At 62.4% G+C, this 19,199-nt stretch carries 21 protein-coding genes and 1 tRNA gene; 13 read left to right on the top strand and 9 right to left on the bottom strand.

What is annotated here, in order from left to right; all coding sequences use genetic code 11:
- The first annotated feature begins 6 nt into the window (after positions 1-6).
- On the top strand, positions 7-648 hold the full coding sequence (locus tag NKH73_RS26830) for a DNA-3-methyladenine glycosylase family protein (RefSeq protein WP_352937425.1): 642 nt from the start codon (positions 7-9) through the stop codon (positions 646-648).
- Between the two features lie 129 nt (positions 649-777).
- Positions 778-1,335, top strand: coding sequence for an HNH endonuclease (locus NKH73_RS26825; protein ID WP_126034943.1), 558 nt, complete (start codon positions 778-780; stop codon positions 1,333-1,335).
- Positions 1,336-1,491: 156 nt separating this feature from the next.
- Here the strand turns inward: NKH73_RS26825 and NKH73_RS26820 are convergent, their stop codons facing one another.
- Both NKH73_RS26820 and NKH73_RS26815 read right to left on the bottom strand, forming a co-directional pair.
- Positions 1,492-2,010 carry a disulfide bond formation protein B gene (locus NKH73_RS26820; protein WP_352937424.1) on the bottom strand — a complete coding sequence of 173 codons (519 nt, stop codon included), beginning with the start codon at positions 2,008-2,010 and terminating at the stop codon, positions 1,492-1,494.
- A 21-nt stretch (positions 2,011-2,031) separates the two neighbouring features.
- The gene (locus tag NKH73_RS26815) at positions 2,032-2,619 is read right to left on the bottom strand and encodes a YqaA family protein (RefSeq protein WP_352937423.1); all 588 of its coding nucleotides are present in this window, start codon (positions 2,617-2,619) and stop codon (positions 2,032-2,034) included.
- 273 nt (positions 2,620-2,892) lie between these two features.
- Between NKH73_RS26815 and NKH73_RS26810 the strand changes: the two genes are divergently transcribed.
- Positions 2,893-2,977 (top strand) — tRNA-Leu (locus tag NKH73_RS26810).
- Positions 2,978-2,998: 21 nt separating this feature from the next.
- On the opposite strand, the gene NKH73_RS26805 is transcribed toward NKH73_RS26810, so the two are convergent.
- Positions 2,999-3,181: a hypothetical protein gene (locus NKH73_RS26805; protein WP_352937422.1), complete on the bottom strand. Its 183-nt coding sequence runs from the start codon at positions 3,179-3,181 to the stop codon at positions 2,999-3,001.
- Positions 3,182-3,447: 266 nt separating this feature from the next.
- Here NKH73_RS26805 and NKH73_RS26800 point away from each other — a divergent pair, with 266 nt between their 5' ends.
- The 7 genes from NKH73_RS26800 (at position 3,448) to lhgD (ending at position 10,769) form a co-directional block, all read left to right on the top strand.
- A complete protein-coding gene (locus NKH73_RS26800; RefSeq protein WP_352937421.1) occupies positions 3,448-4,566 on the top strand; it encodes an Ldh family oxidoreductase in 1,119 nt (372 codons plus the stop codon).
- A complete protein-coding gene (locus NKH73_RS26795) occupies positions 4,563-5,240 on the top strand; it encodes a GntR family transcriptional regulator (RefSeq protein WP_352937420.1) in 678 nt (225 codons plus the stop codon). Before NKH73_RS26800 ends, NKH73_RS26795 begins: the two co-directional genes overlap by 4 nt.
- Positions 5,241-5,265: 25 nt before the next feature.
- Positions 5,266-6,438, top strand: a complete 1,173-nt coding sequence (locus NKH73_RS26790) for a mandelate racemase/muconate lactonizing enzyme family protein (protein ID WP_352937418.1) — start codon at positions 5,266-5,268, stop codon at positions 6,436-6,438.
- A 79-nt stretch (positions 6,439-6,517) separates the two neighbouring features.
- Positions 6,518-7,495, top strand: coding sequence for a tripartite tricarboxylate transporter substrate binding protein (locus NKH73_RS26785; protein ID WP_352937417.1), 978 nt, complete (start codon positions 6,518-6,520; stop codon positions 7,493-7,495).
- Positions 7,496-7,554: 59 nt separating this feature from the next.
- Complete coding sequence (locus NKH73_RS26780; RefSeq protein ID WP_352937415.1) at positions 7,555-8,022, top strand: tripartite tricarboxylate transporter TctB family protein; 468 nt, start codon at positions 7,555-7,557, stop codon at positions 8,020-8,022.
- Between the two features lie 24 nt (positions 8,023-8,046).
- On the top strand, positions 8,047-9,555 hold the full coding sequence (locus NKH73_RS26775; protein WP_352937414.1) for a tripartite tricarboxylate transporter permease: 1,509 nt from the start codon (positions 8,047-8,049) through the stop codon (positions 9,553-9,555).
- Positions 9,556-9,569: 14 nt separating this feature from the next.
- A complete protein-coding gene (lhgD, locus tag NKH73_RS26770) occupies positions 9,570-10,769 on the top strand; it encodes an L-2-hydroxyglutarate dehydrogenase (protein WP_352937413.1) in 1,200 nt (399 codons plus the stop codon).
- Between the two features lie 63 nt (positions 10,770-10,832).
- On the opposite strand, the gene NKH73_RS26765 is transcribed toward lhgD, so the two are convergent.
- Genes NKH73_RS26765 through NKH73_RS26755 form a run of 3 tightly spaced genes read right to left on the bottom strand, consistent with a single transcriptional unit; the run spans position 10,833 to position 13,256 of the window.
- The gene (locus tag NKH73_RS26765) at positions 10,833-11,759 is read right to left on the bottom strand and encodes a dihydrodipicolinate synthase family protein (protein ID WP_352937412.1); all 927 of its coding nucleotides are present in this window, start codon (positions 11,757-11,759) and stop codon (positions 10,833-10,835) included.
- Positions 11,756-12,460 (bottom strand): ribonuclease activity regulator RraA, encoded by a 705-nt coding sequence (locus NKH73_RS26760; RefSeq protein WP_352937410.1) that lies wholly within the window; start codon positions 12,458-12,460, stop codon positions 11,756-11,758. Before NKH73_RS26760 ends, NKH73_RS26765 begins: the two co-directional genes overlap by 4 nt.
- Before the next feature lie 10 nt (positions 12,461-12,470).
- Positions 12,471-13,256 (bottom strand): SDR family oxidoreductase, encoded by a 786-nt coding sequence (locus NKH73_RS26755; RefSeq protein WP_352937409.1) that lies wholly within the window; start codon positions 13,254-13,256, stop codon positions 12,471-12,473.
- Positions 13,257-13,347: 91 nt separating this feature from the next.
- Here NKH73_RS26755 and NKH73_RS26750 point away from each other — a divergent pair, with 91 nt between their 5' ends.
- From NKH73_RS26750 to NKH73_RS26740, 3 genes are all read left to right on the top strand, one after another.
- Positions 13,348-14,259, top strand: coding sequence for a LysR family transcriptional regulator (locus tag NKH73_RS26750; RefSeq protein ID WP_352937407.1), 912 nt, complete (start codon positions 13,348-13,350; stop codon positions 14,257-14,259).
- Positions 14,256-15,191, top strand: coding sequence for a LysR family transcriptional regulator (locus tag NKH73_RS26745; RefSeq protein ID WP_352937405.1), 936 nt, complete (start codon positions 14,256-14,258; stop codon positions 15,189-15,191). The genes NKH73_RS26750 and NKH73_RS26745 overlap by 4 nt, the downstream gene beginning before the upstream one ends.
- A 129-nt stretch (positions 15,192-15,320) precedes the next feature.
- Positions 15,321-16,478, top strand: a complete 1,158-nt coding sequence (locus tag NKH73_RS26740; RefSeq protein WP_352937404.1) for a mandelate racemase/muconate lactonizing enzyme family protein — start codon at positions 15,321-15,323, stop codon at positions 16,476-16,478.
- A gap of 326 nt (positions 16,479-16,804) precedes the next feature.
- On the opposite strand, the gene NKH73_RS26735 is transcribed toward NKH73_RS26740, so the two are convergent.
- The 3 genes from NKH73_RS26735 to NKH73_RS26725 all read right to left on the bottom strand — a co-directional run bounded on the left by NKH73_RS26735 (position 16,805) and on the right by NKH73_RS26725 (position 19,137).
- Positions 16,805-17,413 (bottom strand): hypothetical protein, encoded by a 609-nt coding sequence (locus tag NKH73_RS26735; RefSeq protein WP_352937403.1) that lies wholly within the window; start codon positions 17,411-17,413, stop codon positions 16,805-16,807.
- 232 nt (positions 17,414-17,645) lie between these two features.
- Complete coding sequence (locus tag NKH73_RS26730) at positions 17,646-18,365, bottom strand: maleate cis-trans isomerase family protein (RefSeq protein ID WP_352937402.1); 720 nt, start codon at positions 18,363-18,365, stop codon at positions 17,646-17,648.
- 43 nt (positions 18,366-18,408) lie between these two features.
- Complete coding sequence (locus NKH73_RS26725) at positions 18,409-19,137, bottom strand: maleate cis-trans isomerase family protein (RefSeq protein ID WP_352937401.1); 729 nt, start codon at positions 19,135-19,137, stop codon at positions 18,409-18,411.
- Positions 19,138-19,199: the final 62 nt, after the last annotated feature.

Genomic DNA, 19,199 nt, shown 5'->3' with positions numbered 1-19,199 from the left:
GCAAGCATGCAACGCATCGCCACCCTCGACGACATCTCGCAAGGGCTGGACGCGCTTTGTCTGCTCGACCCACGCCTCGAAAGGGTGCGCGGTATGGCCGGCGAGGTGCCGCTTCGGCTCTCCGAGCCGGGGTTCAGAAGCCTTGCCTCGATCGTCGTCTCGCAGCAGGTTTCCCGCGCCAGCGCCGACGCCATCTTCGGACGGCTGACAAAACTCGTCGATCCCTTGACGCCGCAAGCCATTCTTGCCGCCGACGAAGCCATCTTTCGCGAGGCCGGTCTGTCGCGGCCGAAGCAGCGCGGCCTGATTGCGGTCGCCCAGGCGGTGGTCGACGGCCTCGATCTCGATCATCTCTGCCTGCTCGACGCCGCTGAGGCGATCACGGCCATGACCAAGGTGTCGGGCATCGGCCCGTGGACGGCGGAGGTCTATCTTTTGTTCGCCGCCGGCCACCCCGATGTCTTCCCGGCACGCGACGTTGCCTTGCAGAGCGCGGTCGGCCACGCGCTCGGCATCGATCCGCGCCCGCCCGAGAAAAAGCTGATCCGACTGGCCGAATCATGGAGCCCGTGGCGAGGGGTCGCATCGCGGCTTTTTTGGGCCTATTATCGCGAATTGAAGGGCAGGGATGCTGCACCCCCTGCCTAAATCCGCAAAAATCCATGAAAATCACGCATTTTTGGCGCTTCGTTTGATCGACAATGCGCTTCACATCCCTGTCATGTCGGGCTTACAGTATCCGTGCCGACCGGTTGTAGAGCCAAGGAGGTCAATGACGTGACGGTTGCCGTATCTCCGGATGGGCTTCCAGCGCTGGTGCTGAACGCGGATTACCGTCCGCTCAGCTATTACCCTCTGTCGCTCTGGTCGTGGCAGGACGCGATCAAGGCGGTGTTCCTCGAGCGGGTGAATATCGTCGCCGAATATGAGCACGCCGTGTCGTCGCCGACTTTCTCGATGAAGCTGCCGAGCGTCGTCAGCCTGAAAGCCTATGTGAAGCCGTCCAGGCATCCGGCCTTCACCCGCTTCAACGTCTTCCTGCGCGACCGTTTCCAGTGCCAATATTGCGGCACGCCCGAGGATTTGACCTTCGACCATGTCATTCCCCGCCATCGCGGCGGCGCGACGACGTGGGAGAATGTCGTCGCTGCCTGCTCGCCCTGCAATCTGAGGAAGGGCGGCATGATGCCGGCGCACGCCAAGATGTGGCCGCTGCAGAAGCCCTATCAGCCGACGGTGCATGATCTGCACAACAACGGCCGCCTGTTCCCGCCCAACCATTTGCATGAAAGCTGGATGGATTATCTATACTGGGATGTCGAACTCGAACCTTGAGATCGTTCGATAATTCGGGAGGCTGGCCGCCTGAAGCGATTTTCTGCGCTTCCGGTGCTCACGGACTTAAATGTCCGCTCCGCTCCGGTTCTCGAAAATCACTTCATACGACTCAGCCTGCCGAATTCTTGAACGATCTCGCGTCGGCTCAGTAGCTCAGTCGCGGGCAAGCGCACCGCGGAAGGCTATGATTGCCAGGACAAGACTGGCGATGGCGTTCCAGCCGGCCAGCGACAGGCCGAGGATGCGCAGCGCCGCCTTGTCGCAGGAGGGCGGCACGAATTTGTCGAGCGCGTCGAGCACGCCCTTGCCGCCGGTGTCCACCGGTCCTACCGTCGCCGCACAGTCGGTCGGCCCCGGCCACCATGCCCATTCGACGCCGGAGTGATAGACGCCGAGATAGACGCCGTAGACCATCAGCAGGCCGCCGATGGCCAGCAGGCTACGGGTTACCCATGCGGGGGCGTGGAGCGCCGACGCAAGCGCCGCCAACAGCATCAGCGGCACGCAGATATAATAGGGGATGCGTTGCTCCAGGCAAAGCTTGCACGGGATGTAGCCGCCCAGATACTGGAAGGCCAGCGCCGAGCCGACGGTGGCGGCCATGGCGACGGCGAGGAACAACGCCGTCCGCATGCGCTGGCGTCCAGTGTCGGCATTCACGATTGCTGTCATCGATCTACCGGCCATTCTCGCTCAAAAGGCGTATTTGACGACGATATAGAGCGAAATCAGGGCGGCGGCAGCGGCGCCCGCAATCAGGCCAAGGCGCTTTTCGATGAACTCGCGGATCGGTTCGCCGTAGCGGCGCAGCAGCCAGGCGAGAAAAAGAAAACGGGCGCCGCGCGCCACGACCGCCAGCACGATGAACAGCAGGAGATTGACGCCGATGACGCCGGACAGGATCGTCACCACCTTGATCGGCGGCAAATGGGCGAGGCCGGAGGTGATCAGCATCAGGATGATGAAGCCGATGCCCGACGAGACGCGCAGCGCCTCGAAGTCGTCATACTTGCCGTAGAATTCCAGGACCGGCTTGGCCACCGCGTCATAGGCATAGTGGCCGATATACCAGCCGGCGATACCGCCCAGAACGGATGCCAGCGTGGCGATCAGTGCATAGCGATAGGCGCGATCCGGCCGCGACAGCGCCATTGGCAGGTACAGTACGTCGGCCGGCACCAGGAACACGGAGCTTTCGACGAAAGCGATGAAGGCCAGCCACCATTCGGCGGATTTCTTTGCCGCCAGCGACAAAGTCCAGTCGTAAAGTCCGCGAAGCATCGGCACCCCTAATGTATGTCGCCCAAACAGCGCAGCGGCTTTGGGATAAGGACATGCACAAACAAAGACCAAAAGCGCGCCACATGAATCTCTCCAGACGCGACGCGCTTTTACGCGCCGCCTGTCTAGAAAGAATTTTCGCGCCGCACAATGGCCGCTGCTTCACGAAATCGAAAGGCTGGGGTGGAGCGAAGGCCGTATGCCGGGAATTGGCCAGTTGACGAACAGGCCTCCAACCGTATAGTCCGCGCCCATCCAGGCCGCCCGGCCTGAGCCCCTATGGCGGAATTGGTAGACGCGCTCGACTCAAAATCGAGTTCCGCAAGGAGTGCTGGTTCGATCCCGGCTAGGGGCACCACCCTGTTTTCTGGCGCTGATTTTACTCGGTTTTCGGCTGTTTTTGCCCCACTTTCTTCAACCGCCTGTTCCGGTGGGACAATTTCGTCCATTTTTGTTCCGCCGTGAAGAGCCGTTTGTGGGCGGCGCGGCCGGCGATCAGCTTGCGCCTGGCCTTCTTGGTGTAGTGAGTCGACTGTGTCTTGCCATACATCGCCATCAGCAAATGGCGAAAACCTTCTATGGCCGCATCGGCGGCACGTGGCCGAGCCAGGCTTCCGAGGTTGCCGTTGAGCCCGCTCGATGTCGGTTATCTTGCATTCAAACGGGGCATTCACAGACGCATCAACGTCGTTGTCATCCGCTTTCTGGAATCAAGAAAAACTATCGTCTGAATCAATTGAAGCTGACATTGTTTTTCGATCGGTCGAATCCTTATTCTTGATCGTCGGACGGCTGTCGATCATGGCGCAGCCTTCCCGGGAGGTCAGGATGAGGCATGATTTCGAGACGCACCGCCGTCAGGCGATGAGCATTTTCCGCGCCTGGGGCATGCCTGCGGAGAAGGCGGAGAAATCGGCGGACGTGCTGGCCTGGGCCGATCTCCATGGCCTCGAAAGCCACGGCATCGCGCTGTTGGTCGAATACAACGAACGACGGCAGACGCGGCCGATCAACTTCCAGTCGAAGCCCGCAATCGTGCAGGAGACGGCGGTCAGCGCGCTGCTCGACGGGGACGGCGGCCTCGGCCACGATCCCGCCATACGGGCGATGGAAATCGCGATCGCCAAGGCAAGGGCAGCCGGCGTCGGCGTTGTGTCGGTCCGCAATTCCGGTCATTTCGGCGCGCTGGGCTACTTCACCACCAAGGCCACCGATCACGATCTGATTGGCATCGCCGCCACCAGCGTATTCGGCATTCGGGTTCCGCCGACGGGCGGTGCGGCGGCGCGCTTCGGCACCGACCCGTGGTCCTTCGCCGCCCCCGCCGAGCCCGGCCGGCCCTTCGTGCTCGACATGGCCACGACGACCGTGGCGTCCGGCAAGGTCCGGAACAAGATCGTCGAAGGCCAACTCATGCCGTCGGGCTGGGGCATGGACGCGAAGGGCGTGCCGACGCTCGACCCTAAAGCGGTGATGGAGGGAGGCTTCCTGTCGCCGCTGGGCGGCGCGGCGGAGAGCGCCGGCTATAAGGGTTACGGGCTGGCTGCGATGGTCAATATCCTCGCCTCGTGCCTGTCCGGCTCCACACTGATCACCGATCCCAACCATTCGAAACAGCCATGGGGCCTCGATGTCGGCCACTTCTTCATGGCCATCAACCCCGCCTTGTTCCGTCCGATTGCAGACTTCCGCGCCGACGTTGCCCGTTTCTGCGATGATCTGCGCGCAACACCCCCCGTGGACCCGCTAAAACCTGTCCAAGTGGCCGGCGACCCGGAGCGCAAGGTCCGCGCCGAGCGTGAGGAGACAGGCATTCCCATCGGGCCCGGCCTGCATCGCCGTCTCCATCGGATAGCCCAGGAATCCGGTGCTGACTGGGTGCTTGCGCCTGCTTCTGTCGACAGTTTACAGTTGACAGGCGACAGCGAACCGAGGGCGAAGACGTGACATTTGCAGCAAGACCGATCGAACGATCCGAAAGCCTGAGCGCTCGCGTCTACAGCGAAATAGAACGGATGATCCTCACGGGGGACATACAGCCCGGCAGCAGGATCAACGAGGCGGTGCTTGCCGGGCAGATGGCCGTGAGCCGAGCGCCGGTGCGCGAGGCGACGCGGGCACTTGTCGAGGCAGGCCTTCTCGTCTCTATTCCGGCGCGCGGCGTCTTCGTCCGCGAAATGTCCCACCGCGAGATTGCCGAAAACTACGACGTGCGCTCGTTGCTCACCGGGCTGATGTGCGCGCGGGCAGCGGAACGGCGTACCGAAGCCGAAGCGGCAAAGCTCAAGCGCCTGATAGCCGACATGGATGCGGCGATCGCCGCCGGCAGGATCGTGCGCTACTACGAGATCAACCTTGCGTTCCACGAACTGATCGGCCGTATCGCCGATCATTCCTGTGCGCGCCGCGTCTACAACGACCTGATCCGGGAAACTCATGTCCTGCGGCGCTCGCTGTCATCGCCGGAGCAGACCAATCTGGAGCATCGCAGCATCGCCGACGCGATTGAGCGCGGCGACGTCGAGCTCGCTCGGCAGCGTGGGCTCGATCACGTCCTCAACGGCAAGGCACGCTGGAAGGCATCCATCGAAAATGCGGCGGCCGCCGTGGCCGCCATATGACCCATTTGTCCCAAGGAGATCTCACTTGAAAATTGCAAACATCACCGCCAGCCTGCATCGCCACGAGATCGATTTGCCTGGCATTGGCGAATCCATCGAATCTCGCATGTTCGTCTTTGTCGAGGTCGAGACCGACACGGGCCTCAAGGGGCTCGGCTGCACCGGCCAGTTCCTGCCCTGGTCGACCATGCCCTGCATCGAGGATCATATCTTTCCGTTGATCAAGGGCATGGATGTCTTTCACACCGAGGCTATCCATTCCAAAGTATGGAAGCAGCTCAACAACCGCGCCTATACCGGAGTCATTTCCAACGCTCTCTCGGCAATCGACATCGCGCTGTGGGACCTCCAGGGCAAGATTGTCGGCAAGTCGGTCTCGGAGCTGCTGGGCGGCTATTCCCGCGAAGCCTATACTTATGCGACGTTTGGCTACCCGTTCTTCGACGAGCAGCAGATCGCCGACTATGCCAAGAAGTTTCTGGCCGACGGGCACACCATGCTGAAGATGGTCGTCGGCGGCGAGCCGACGCGTACCTGGAAGGACGACGTGCGTCGCGTCTATGCCGCGCGCGAGGCAATCGGCCCCGACGTCGACCTCATGATCGACGCCAACTGCTACTTCAACCCGCATGACGCCTTCATGCTGGCGAAGGCCGTGGAAGACGCGAACCTGAAATGGTTCGAGGAACCGATCGAGCAGAACGACGCGCGTGCGCTTTCCGACCTGCGCAGCCGCGTCAAGATTCCAATCGCCGCCGGCCAGATGGAAGGCAACCGCTGGCGCTTCCGCGAACTCGTCGTCCATCACGCGGTGGACGTGCTGCAGCCGAACGTCCTCTACAATGGCGGCTACACCGAGGCGCTCAAAGTGGCGCACCTCGCCCAGGCCTTCAATCTGCCGATGGCCAATGGCGGCGGCTGGCCGATCTTCAACATGCACATTCTGGCGGGCGTGATGAATGGCGGCCCGGTCGAATTCCACTACGGCATGTGGATGACCGGAAAACATTTCTTCAACGGCACGCCCGACCCCGTGAACGGCAAGATGACAATCCCGGACGCGCCGGGCCTTGGCTTTACGCCGAATTACGAAGCGCTGAAGGATGCCCGGGTCAAGGACCCCAAAGGCAGCCAGTTCACCGGTCGTGATGCGCACGGCTACCTGTTGCGTGAAACCATCGAAAAGAAGAACGCCTGACAATCGCAGCCCCGGGACCCCAAAAAATGGTTCGATCGGTTCCGGTGCTGTTCCAAGTTCTAACTGGGAGGAAATGACTATGACCTACGGACTCTCGAACTTCGTCAACCATGGCCGCGTCGTTGGCCTCGGGTTGCTCACAGCTGCGGCCATCGCGGTCAGCGCCGCGGCAGCGGAGTATCCGGACAAGGACATCAAAATGATAATCCCGTTCGGCGCCGGCGGCGGCAGCGATACGCTCGCCCGCACCATCGCCGGCGTGATCGAGGAGATGAAGCTGATCCCTGTGAAGATCCTGCCTGAGAACCGTACAGGCGGCTCGGGCGCGGTCGGCTACAGTGCAGTCGCCATGGAAAAGGGTGACCCCTATCATCTGGCGACCGTCAGCGTCAGCTTTTTCACAACGCCACTGCTGGGTGGCTCGCCGGTGAGCTACAAGGACTTCACTCCACTCGCTGCGATCGCGCAGTCGCCATACATCATGGTTGTTCCTACCTCTAGCGAATACCAGAAGCTTGACGACCTGAAGAAGACGCCGCGCTTCACCACCGGTACGACGGGCGTCGTCTCCGACGCGGCACTGCTGGCCAAGATGACGTCCAACGCGCTCGGCATCCAGATCGATTCCGTGCCGTTCGACGGTGAGGGCGAGGTGATGGCGGCGCTGCTTGGCGGACATGTAAACGTCGGCTTTCTCAACCCATCCGAGGCGATGGCGCAGATGAAGGCCGGCAAGCTGCGGCCACTGGCGATCACATCGGCCGAGCGTTCGCCGGCCTTCCCCGACATCCCGACCTTCAAGGAACTCGGCTACGGCGACATTTTGCACACCCAGCTTCGCGGACTGGTCATGCCCGCGGACGTTCCGCCGGAAGTCGTAACGTACTGGGAGGGTATCCTGCAAAAGGTTGCTACCAGCGAGCAGTGGAAGAAGCAGTATATCGACCGCTTCCACGACATCCCGGACTATGTCGACGCGAAAGGCTTCAAGGAAGTGCTCGAGCGCACCAATGCGCGCTATGAGACGATGATGAAGGAACTCGGCATCATCAAATAGTCACGTTGCTCTGGAGCCACCCGACGGGGTGGCTCCCATCCGTTGCGAGGAGGAAAGCGATGAGCGTTCAACGGCTCGACCTGCTGGTCGCCGCACTGCTGATAATCTTCGGTCTCTGGCTGATCTACACAGGCTTCGGTTATGGCCTGATGCAGGGCACCACGCCCGGGGCCGGTCTCTTCCCCATCATCATCGGTTCGTCGATCGCTCTACTCAGCGCAATAAATCTATACCGAGCGCTTGGCGGGGTTGAGAAGCTTGGCCCGGGCATATCGGGCCGCGAGGCGGCAAAAGCTGGGGTCGTGATCGCGGCGCTGCTCATCGCCGTCTGGCTGACGCCGTATCTCGGCATGATGATCGCCACCATGCTGGCCATGGCGGCGATCGGCCTGGCTCTGAGGACCGAACCGGGGCCGGTTTTCTTTGTCAAGCTTGCGGCGGTGTCGGTGATCACGCCGATCGTCCTTCTGCTGCTGTTCGAAAATCTCCTGGGCGTGCCGACCCCCAGGGGACCGCTCGGCTTCTAATCGGCCACCAGGAGAGGTACCGCGATGGAAACGCTTGCGCTGCTGTGGGACGGAATTCTCGCCGCCACCGATCCGGCAATCTTCGCCTGCACCATACTGGGCGCTGTGGTCGGCTTGCTGATCGGTGCGCTCCCTGGCCTCGGACCGACCGCCGGCGTTGCGATTATGCTGCCGGTGGCGGCAGGCTTCGGCGGCGTCGCGGCAATCGCGTGCCTCGGTGGTGTCTACTATGGCTCGATGTTCGGCGGCGCCATCACGTCGATCCTGCTCGGCATTCCCGGCGACGCGCCTTCCGTGATGACGGTCATCGATGGCTATCCGATGGCCCAGAAAGGCGAGGCCGGGCGGGCGCTGGGGACGAGCGTCTTCGCCTCCTTCGTCGGCGGTCTTCTCGGCATAGCCGGGCTGGTGGCTCTTTCGGTTCCGGTATCTCGCTATGCACTCGCCTTTGGCCCGACCGAGATGACGGCGATGATGTGTTTTGCGCTTTCGCTGCTCAGCGTGTTGGGCGGCCGCAACGCCTTCAAGGGCTTCGTCGCGTTGGCGCTGGGCTTGTGGCTGGGCATGGTGGGACTCGATCCCATTTCCGCCTTGCCGCGCTATACCGGCGGGTCGATGAACCTGTTCGATGGGCTCGACTTCTCCATTGTCGCTGTCGGCCTGTTCGGGCTTACCGCGATCTTCACCTCCCTGGAGGCGAATGTGGACAAGCCGGTGGCCAAATACACTTTCGCCTCGCTGTTGCCGAGGATGAGCGATGCCGTTCAGACACGCTGGCAACTGCTGCAAGGGTCGGTGCTCGGCTTCTTCGTGGGCGTCCTCCCCGGCGTCGGCGCCTCGGCAGCGACCATGCTCTCTTACGCACTCGCCAAGCGCCTGTCGCCGACGCCCGAAAAATATGGCACCGGCATCGTCGAAGGCGTGGCAGCGCCGGAGGCGGCCAACAATTCAGCGTCCTACGGCGCGATGATCCCGCTGTTCACGCTTGGCATCCCGGGCTCGGCGACCACGGCGGTGATGATGGGCGGGTTGATCATGATCGGCCTGCAGCCAGGCCCGCTGCTGTTTACCGAGAATCCGCAGTTTGTCTGGTCGGTGTTTGGCTCTTTCGCCATCGGCAACCTTGCACTTGTGTTCTTGACGCTGTTGCTGACTCCGCTGCTGGCGGCGGCGCTTTTCGTTCCGACAGCCTATCTCTATCCAATCGTCATTGCGATCGTCGTTTACGGTGTCTTCGCCATCGACAATTCGACGTTCAATGTGATGTTGACCATCCTGGCAGGCGGTGCCGGGATCGTCCTTGCCAGGCTCGATTATCCAGCCGTGCCGCTGATCCTCGGCTTGGTGTTGGGGCCGCTGCTGGAGCGCAACATCCGCCGCACGCTGATCCAGTCGCAGGGCGACTTGCTCGTCTTCATCGAGCGGCCCATTGCCCTGGGGCTGTTCATCGCCACGATTCTCGTGCTCTCGATCCCACTCTTCCTCAAGCTGACCGGGCGCAAGAAGATCGCCGCGGACGAGGCTGAGGTCTGACAGGACTGCGGTATATGACATTTCAATATTGCATCGTTGGCGGGGGTATCGTCGGGCTTGCCACTGCCTCCGATATCCTGGCCCGCGATCCGGCGGCTCGCATCCTGGTCATCGAAAAGGAGGCCGGTTTCGGCGAACACCAGACCGGCCACAACAGCGGTGTCATCCATGCCGGCGTCTACTACGCTCCCGGTTCGCTGAAGGCGAAGCTCTGCCGCGAGGGAGCCGAGGCCACGAAGGCTTTCGCGCGCGCCAAAAAGATTCCGTTCGAGGTGTGCGGGAAGCTGCTTGTCGCGACCAGCCCGCTCGAGGTGGAGCGCATGGAGGCGCTGAAGGGCCGCGCCACCGAGAACGGCATCGGCTTCGAGGAGGTAAGCGCGGCGCGTCTGCGTGAGATCGAGCCAAACATCGCTGGCCTAGGCGCATTGCTCGTGCCGTCGACCGGCATTATCGACTATAAGCTGATCTGCGGCGCTCTGGCCGAGGGTCTCAAGGCGAATGGTGCCAAGCTGATGACCGGCACCCGCGTCAAAGGCATATCTGAAGACGACACTGGCGTGGCGGTGACCACCGATCGTGGCGAAACGATCCGCGCCGAGCAGCTTGTTGCCTGCGCCGGGCTGCAGTCGGATCGGCTTGCGAGGCTTGCTGGGCTCAATCCCACCCACCAGATCGTGCCGTTCCGTGGCGAATATTACACATTGCCCGACGCGAAATCGACGATCGTCAAGCACTTGATCTACCCGATACCCGATCCGGATCTGCCTTTCCTCGGCATCCACCTGACGCGCATGATCGACGGACGGGTGACGGTCGGGCCTAACGCCGTGCTGGGCTTCCATCGCGAAGGCTACAAAAAGGGCAGCGTTAACCTGCGCGACATCGCCCAGATGCTTGCTTTCGGCGGCTTCTGGAAGATGGCTCGCAAGAATCTCACGTCAGGTATCGACGAGTTCCGCAACTCGATTTTCCGCCGCGGGTATCTAGAGCAGTGCCGCAAATACTGCCCCTCGCTCGAACTCTCGGACCTCGGTGGACCGGGCGCCGGCATCCGCGCCCAGGCGGTCCTTGCCGACGGCACGCTGGTGCACGATTTCCTGTTCCTCGACAGCCCGCGCCAATTGCATGTCTGTAACGCGCCGTCGCCGGCGGCGACGTCCGCCATGCCGATCGCGAAGATGATCGTCGACCGGATCGAGGAGCGGTCACAATGATGCCGGCCCGATACAATCCGTTGCCCCCACGCGTATCCCGCGGCAGGCGCTCGGCATGCATCGTCATAGCCTTGCGCGCGGGTCCTTTCGAGCCAACCGTTCCAGTAGGTAGTCGACTTCGGATCGACCGGCCGGCGTCAGCGATGAACGCGGGCTGCGCTGCACGTCCGAGGCAATGGCGCCGCGCCGCATCAGCACGTATTTGCGCACCGCGAGGCCAATCCCCTGTTGCTGCTCGAAACGGATCAACGGCAGGTGGGCATCGAAAAGATCGTGCGCCGCGTCGCGCTCGCCTTCGCGGTGCAGCCGATCGAGTTCGACCAGCATGTCCGGAAAGGCATAGCCCGTCATCGCGCCATCCGAACCGCGTTCCGGCTCGAAGTCGAGGAACAGTCCGCCATTGGCCGTCAGGATCGAGAATTTCCGCAGGTCGCCCGCGGCTTGGAGCTTGCGGATCGCCGAGATTTTCTCAAGCCCCGGCCAGTCCTCTGCCTTCAGCATGACGCAGGACGGATGTTCCTTCATTATGCGCGAGATCATCGGCACCGACAGCACCACCGACAGCGTCAGCGGGTAATCCTGCAGGGCCCAGGGCACGTCCGGACCGATTGCTTCCACGCAGTGATGGAAATAGGCGGCGATCTGCTCGTCGCTGCGCAGGTGCGAGGCCGGAGCCAGCATCACGCCGGCTGCGCCGGCATCGGTCACCTCGCGCGCCAGCCTGCGCATGGCGGCAAAGCTCGGATTGGATACTCCAACCACGACAGGGACACGCGAGCGCGCGATCACGCGCCTTGCGATTGTCAGCGATTCCTCGGGCTCCAGTTTCTGGGCTTCGCCGAGAATACCGAGGATTGTCATGCCGGTGGCGCCGGAATCCTGGTAGAATTCCGTCAGCCGGTCGACGGAGTCGTAGTCGACCGACATGTCCGCATTGAACGGCGTCGCCGCGATCGGGTAGACGCCCCTGGCATCGACGCCGAAGGTCATGTCTTCTTGGCGAAAGCGGCATAGCGCGCCTTCGTCTCTTCGTTCATCGGATAGAGACCGGGCAGCGGCACGCCGCGACCGACCTCGGTCATGATCCAGGCTTCCATCGTCTCCTGCTCCGGCGCTTCGGCCAGCACCTGGTCGAGAAATGCCGCGGGGATCAATACCGCGCCGTCATCATCCACCACCACGATATCGTCAGGAAAGATCGCCACGCCGCCGCATGCGATCGGCTCCTGCCAGCCGACGAAGGTGAGACCGGCCACTGAAGGCGGCGCGGAAATGCCGTTGCACCATACGTTGAGGCCGGTACCGAGCACGCCCGCGGCGTCGCGCATCGCGCCGTCGGTGATCAATGCGGCGACATTGCGTTTGGCCATGCGCGCGCAGAGGATATCACCGAAAATACCGGCGTCGAGCACGCCCATTGCGTCAGCCACCGCCACGCAGCCTTCGGGCATCGCCTCGATCGCCGCACGGGTCGAAATAGGCGAGGCCCAGCTTGCCGGGGTGGCGAGGTCTTCGCGCGCCGGCACGAAGCGCAAAGTGAAGGCCGGCCCCACCACGCGCGGCTGGCCTGGACGGATAGGCTTGGTTCCACGCATCCAAACGTTGCGCAGGCCCTTCTTCAGGAGGACCGTGGTGAGGGTCGCGGTGGAGACGCCCTGCAGGGTCTCTACGACTTTCGGGTCGAGGGTCATCGGGGTCTCCTTAGATGCTGGGGATCAAGCCGCCGTCGATGCGAATGACGGAGCCGGTGATATAGGATGCGCGCGGGCTTGCCAGGAAGGTGACCGCGTCGCCATATTCCTGCGGCCGGCCATAGCGCCCGACCGGAATGGACGCCGTGCTTTGGGCGGCCACTTCCTCGACCGAGCGCCCCTCGCGCTTGGCTTTCTGTTCATCGAGAAAGGTGATGCGTCCCGTGGCGATGCGCCCGGGCAGAACGATATTGGCGGTGATGCCGTCGCGGCCGACTTCGGCCGCCAGCGTCTTGGACCACCCGACCAATGCCATTCTGAGCGCGTTCGACATGCCGAGGTTTGGGATCGGCGTCACCACGCCCGACGAGGTCGAGGTAATGATGCGGCCCCATTTGCGCCGGCGCATGCCGGGCAGCACCGCATCGGTGACGGCGATCACCGAACGCACCATGCTGTCGAAGTACTTCGACCAGTCCTGCGAAGACTGACCGGCTGCCGGCGTCGGCGGCGGGCCGCCCGTATTGTTCACCAGAATGTCGACCGAGCCGAAGGCCTTCTCGATCGAGGCCAGGCGTCCCTCGATCGACGACAGGTCGCCGATATCCCAGCCCATTGTCAGCGCCTCGTTGCCGGCGCCCTTGATAGCAGAGGTGGTGTTTTCCGCGGCCGCTTCGTCGATGTCGGCGACGACCACGCGCACGCCTTCGCCGGCCAGCGACCGCGCAATCGCCCCGCCCAATCCGCCCCCGGCTCCAAAGACGAGTGCGACCTTACCCTTCAGTTCGAGATCCACAGGAAACCCTCCAATTCAAGGTGGATTATCATCAACACCGTACAGAAGAAAACATGGCTTGCCGTATAATTTGATGATAGTTTTTCTATCGATGGAATCACGCTTTCTCGAAACGTTCCTGCTCGTGGCCGAACTCGGTTCGCTGGCCGAGGCGGCCCGCCGCCTGGCAATCACGCCGGCCGCCGTGGCCCAGCGCATGCAGGCGCTGGAGGACGAATTCGGCAAGCGGCTGCTGGTACGTGCGGGCCGCGTGGTGCAGCCGACCGATGCCGGCCATGCAATTCTGGAGCAAAGCCGCAGAATCCTCGGCGACATCCGCCACCTGAAAACCCTTGCACAGACCGATTCGCCTTCAGGCGAGATGAGACTCGGCGCCATATCGACCGCGCTGACCGGCATCCTTGCGCCCGCCCTGCGGCACCTTGTCGACACGGTTCCCTCGGTCGAGGTCTTCGTTCTCCCTGGCACTTCCACTGATCTCTATCAGGCGCTGGGCGACGGAAGCATCGACGCGGCCATATTGGTTCGGCCGCCCTTTCCGATCCCAAAATCGCTGCATTGGAGCGTGCTTCGGACCGAGCCTATGATCCTGCTTGCGCCGAGCGCGCTCGCCACTGGCGATCCGGAACAGTTGCTCGCAACGCTGCCTTTCATCCGGTATGACCGCAACAATTGGGGTGGCCGGCTGGCCGACGAGTGGCTGCGCCGCCAGAAGCTTCGGCCCCGGGAATGGCTGGAGTTGGATTCGCTGGAAGCCATAACGGTGATGGTCAGCAACGGTCTCGGCGTATCCGTTCTGCCCGACTGGGCGCCGCCATGGCCGGAGGGGCTGTCGGTCGCGCGCCTACCGCTGCCTGGCCCGCCGCTGGTGCGCGAGATCGGCATGTTGTGGCCGCGCAGCGCGCCTTCAGGGCGGCTGGTGCGTGTCCTTCTGGACGCCTTCGAGGCAGTCTCGTCGGGCGCCGGCGTGGCCAAGGAGGATCTCGGGGTGCGACGCCAATGAGCGAACCGAAACCACCGCTGGACGCGAATGCGGCCGCTTTGGCGCGGGTCAACCTCAAGCTGTTGCAAACTTTTATGCTCGTGGCCGAAAACCGCAGCTTCAAGGAGGCCGCCGACCGGGCACGTCGTTCGCAGTCCGCCATCAGCATGCAGATAAAGCAACTCGAGGACCAACTCGGCGCCAAGCTGTTCAACCGCACCACGCGCGACGTGAAGCTCACGCCTGAAGGAAGCAAATTGTTCGCCAGCACACAGCGCGGCCTGCAAGAGGTCGGCATCGGCTTGCGCAATGTCCAGGAGGCACTGGCCATCCGGCGCGGCCAGGTCGCGCTGGCCTGCGCGCCTACCATCGCGTCGACCCATCTGCCGCGTATCCTCGCCGAGTTCGAACGCGACTATCCGGGAATCAAGATGCTTTTGTCGGAACTTAAGTCCGCCGACCTTTACCGGGTGATACAGGCCGATGCTGTCGATTTCGGAATAGGCCCGATCTCAGGCGATCCGGACCTCGATTTCGAGCCACTGCTCGACGATCCGCTGCACGCGCTGATCCCCACGCGGATGTGTCCGCACAATCGTCGCACCATCACGCTGGCGGAACTGTCCAGCCTGCCCTTGCTCCACTATCACACCACCACCCTGATGGGGGCGATGTTCGAGCGCGAGGCTGCCGCTCGCGGCATCGCGCTGAACGTGCGGTACCGCTGCATCCAGGCGGAGACGCTCGTTGCGATGGCCGAGGCCGGCATCGGCGCGGCAATTCTCACCCAGTCGATCGTCCGTTTCGCGGAGCCGAACCGGTCGCGCGTCTACCAGATCGTCGCGCCCGAGCTCATTCACCGCTACGGCATCGTGCGCAAGCGTGGCAAGGAACTGTCGCCGGCCGCCGAACGGCTAGCACAATTGATCCGGGTGTCGCTGCGCCAGACCTGAAGGCCGGCGCGATCAAGGCGACTTCAGATATTCAGAATAATCGATGGGATTTTTGAATTTTTTCTGAAGTTCGGCTTCCGCTAGACAGTGCCTTCCCGGCACACGGAACGTCGGGAAAGGAGGGAAGTCGTGCTTCAGGATGTTTACGTCCAACAGAACAACAATGTCGTCGAGACCAGGATCAAGATCGCTCGTATCCAAGCGCACAAGCTCGCCAACATTCCGATCACGCCGCCGCCCTATCGCGACAAGCCGAACAAGGAAGGCGCACTGCTTCTCCAGGTCGAGACCAACGACGGCCTCGTCGGTTGGGCGACCAGCGGCTACACCCACCACGTCGCTATCGACCTGATCAACAAATACATCGCGCCGACGATCATCGGAGAAAGCCCGATGCGCACCGAACGCATTCCCCTGCTGTTCGATCGCGCCAGCTTCGAGCGGCCGCTCGGCAGGACGCTGATCTCGGCGCTGGCGATGATCGACATCGCGCTCTGGGACATCAAGGGCAAGATGCTTGGCCAGCCGGTGCATCACCTGCTGGGCGGCGCGCGCGACAAGGTGCCGGTCTATGTCACGCACGGCGCGGCCTACGACAACGCTCCGGTCTATTCGCCTGAGGAATTGGCTGCGGAGGCGGCCCACCTCGTCAAGCTCGGCAACAACCATCTCAAGAACACCGTTGGCCGCCAGCCCATCCCCGACCCGAAGGACGATTGCATCCGCATGAAGGCGATGCGCGAGGCGGTCGGCCCGAACGTCAAGCTCGCCATGGACGGCAATCTGCGCATGAACCTGGCGCAGGCCGTGGAGCTGTGCAAACGATGCGAGGAACTCGACATCAGTTTCGTCGAGGAGCCGCTCTACTACAACGACCCGAGGCTTTTGCGCGAATTGCGCTCGAAGACGATTATCCCGGTGGCCGCGGCGGAGAACGAGAAGTTCTCCGCGCGCGACCTGATCCTGGCCGACGCGGTCGACTACATTCAGCCCAACGTCAACAATGACGGCGGCTACTCGGCAGCAATCCGCACCGCCGCCCTTGCCAAGATGTTCCACATCCCGCTCTCGCATGGCAACGGCAATGGTCCGCACAACATCGCGTTGCATGCCGGCCTGTCGAACGGCGGATTGGTCGAATATCATTTCCACAAGTGGATGGCCTACAACGCGATCTTCAAGAAGGTTCCGCAGCCCGAGAATGGATACCTGACCGTGTCGCAGGACCCGGGGCTGGGCCTCGAGCCGAAGGACGGCCTGATCGAGGAATTCTCCGTACAGATGTAGGGTGCCCAAGCGTCGGCGCCGCCTGGCGCGTGGGGAGCCACTGAGAACCTAGCTTGATTTTGGCCGTCTATCGTCTCCGAACCTCAAAAATTCTAGGAGCCGAATAGGAACATTCGGGGGGTCGGCTCCCGGTTACTGCCGAAAGCCATGGAGAAGGGACGGCTCAAAATCGAGTTCCGCAAGCGGTGCTGGTTCGATCCCGGCTAGGGGCGCCACTTTCCCATCCGGGAACCTTGAACGCTCGCTGGATGTCATCCCAGGCGCCTCTGGAATAACCACAATCGAGGTCCGGGCGCCTCTCGGCGCCCCCGTAGCTCAGGTCGCGATTACATCGGCCCTGGCACCATCTTGGTCGGCTGCTCCGGCATCGGAAACGCGTAATTTTCGCATTTCACGTCGGGGTTCGTCGGGCTGAACATTCCGAGCGGGTTGTCCTTGAACAGCCAGGCGTGAAGATCGTAATGATGGAACTCCGCCGGAATAAGCGGATAGTGCCCTTCCATCGGCCCCTGGAACGTCTGTCCAAACAGTTTCGGCGGCTCCTTGGTGTCAGGCGTCAACGGTACAAGCCATTCCACGGCCACCAGGCGCAAGCCGCCGTCGACCGGTTCATAGATAAGGACATTGGGGCGCGTCGGATCCGGTGTCGGGCTGACACTCGCGACGTTGACGAAATGAATACCCATCGCGCCCTTCGGGTAATCCATAGCCCCAGCCACTTTTTCGCCGCTGTAATAAACGCATCCGACCGTCGACAGATAGAGGTCGCGGATGGCGGCCTTGTAGTCTTCGTACTTGGTTAGCGATTGTTTCAGGGCATCGATCTCGGCCTTGTCGGGCTCGGCGGCCTGAGCCGCGACCGCGCTCAGACAGCCGCCAATAAGGCCGACCAAAGCGAGAAGACTGCGACGCCTGAAGTGAACTGTTTTGGTCATGCAATGCCTCCCATTTTATTGGCCGTGCAGACCAAGGCGGCAATGATGCTGGTTGCGCGGCCGAGATTATCGCCGATGCTAATCCTTTCCGCCGGTTGGGAGAATTAACCCTCATGACCTAGGCCCTCAGCAGGCTCTCGGTCGGGAGAGACCAAATACCCAAGGATGTCTCGCCCTGCCAGGCGGCACGGCTGTGGCGGTGCCCGGCTGGCCGACAGCTTTACAGAGTGGCTTAACTGGCTTGCCAAACCGCGCCTATGCCATCCTTCCAGTCGGAGCCTGCTAGCCGAACCGCATGCCAGACGGTTACCTGAACGGCGGTCAGCACCGGTTTCTTCAACCTTCTTTCAATGAGAGGAATGGCTTCGCTCGTGTGGATATTCGTTTCCGGAAGCAGGATGGCCTGGGCTGTCGGATGATCGCTCGTCGCGGCCAAGTCGACCAGGTCCTCGCTGGTGATCCGGCTGGGCTCGCGCGCCCAGTTCTCACTCTTGCAGGAGACCACTCTTCGTCCGCCATGCTCGAGGAAATCGACGAAGCGTCGGGTAAGGCTTTCGTGGTAAACGGAGGCGACGGCTATCCGATCGGCAGCAAGCGCCTCGCAGGCGGCGAGAAAGCCCGTCGATGTACTGGACGGCTTGGCCGCAGTGCCGCGTCGGATGTTCTCGAGTACCGGGACATCGCCGCGAGCGCCGGCGGCGAAGCTCACCGAGGTGCACCCCAAGGTGACGACGGCGGGCTCGATCTGGTCGAACAGGGAGGCACAAGCCGCGATCTCAGGATCGTTCGACAAATCGGCCATGATGTCGGGAGCGTCGGGCCGCGACCAATCGCGCTCGGGCCAGCGCCAGCGGGTGATGTGCAGCGAAGCTTCCCTCGGCGCGAAATTGATGAATTCGAGATCGTAGATGCCGTTGCTCGGATAAATGATTCCAATGCGCGGATTGTTCATCTTCGGCCCTCCGAACAGCAGGCATCCCGGCGGTCTTTATGGGTCATCTCGCCGACCAGATGCGACCGATCCCTTCTCTATAAATGGATTCAGCCAGGCGGGCGGCATGCCACACGGTAACCTGGATCGCGGTGAGAACCGGCTTTCCCAGTCGATCCTCGATCATCGGGATGGCTTGGGTGGTAAGGATGTTGGTTTCCGGAATGAGGATCGCCTGGGCGTCCGGATGGTCGCATTCGCCGGCAAGCCGGCAAACGTCTTCCGTCGTCAACCGGTGGTCGTCGTCGGGCTGGCGCTCCCAGCCTACGCTTTGATGCGACGTGGTTTTCACTCCGCCACCGGCGAGAAACTCAACGAAGCGCTGGGTGACCTCCTTGCGGTAGACCGAGGCGATCGCGACCCGCTCGACACGGAGCGCCGCACACGCCGCCAGATAGGCCGTCGATGTGGTGGATGCCAAGGCATTGGTGCCGCGGCGGATGTTTTTCAGCACGGCCACGTCGGCACCTGCTCCGCCCGCAAAGCTGGCACTCGTGCAGCCGAAGGTCACGACCATCGGATTGATCGCTTCAAACAGAGTGGCGCAGGTGGCGATTCCCGGATCGTCGGCCAGCGACGCCATCCGGTCGGGCCAGTTGGGACGGAACCATTCGGGATGCGGCCATCGCCAGCGCGTGAAATGCAGCGTCACATCGTCGGGCGCAAACTTCTCGAACTCCGCTTCGTAGACGCCATTGCTAGGATAGATCACCCCGATACGTCGAATCTTCATGAAATGCCCTTGGAATGTGACAGAGACCATGGAGCCTGCTGCCGGCCGGAAGGGCCAAGCGC

Origin of the sequence: Mesorhizobium sp. M0938 (assembly GCF_040319125.1) — a bacterium.
Classification (GTDB): domain Bacteria; phylum Pseudomonadota; class Alphaproteobacteria; order Rhizobiales; family Rhizobiaceae; genus Mesorhizobium; species Mesorhizobium robiniae.
The sequence above is the reverse complement of the archived record's forward strand: the minus strand, read 5'-3'. Positions and strand labels throughout refer to the sequence as shown.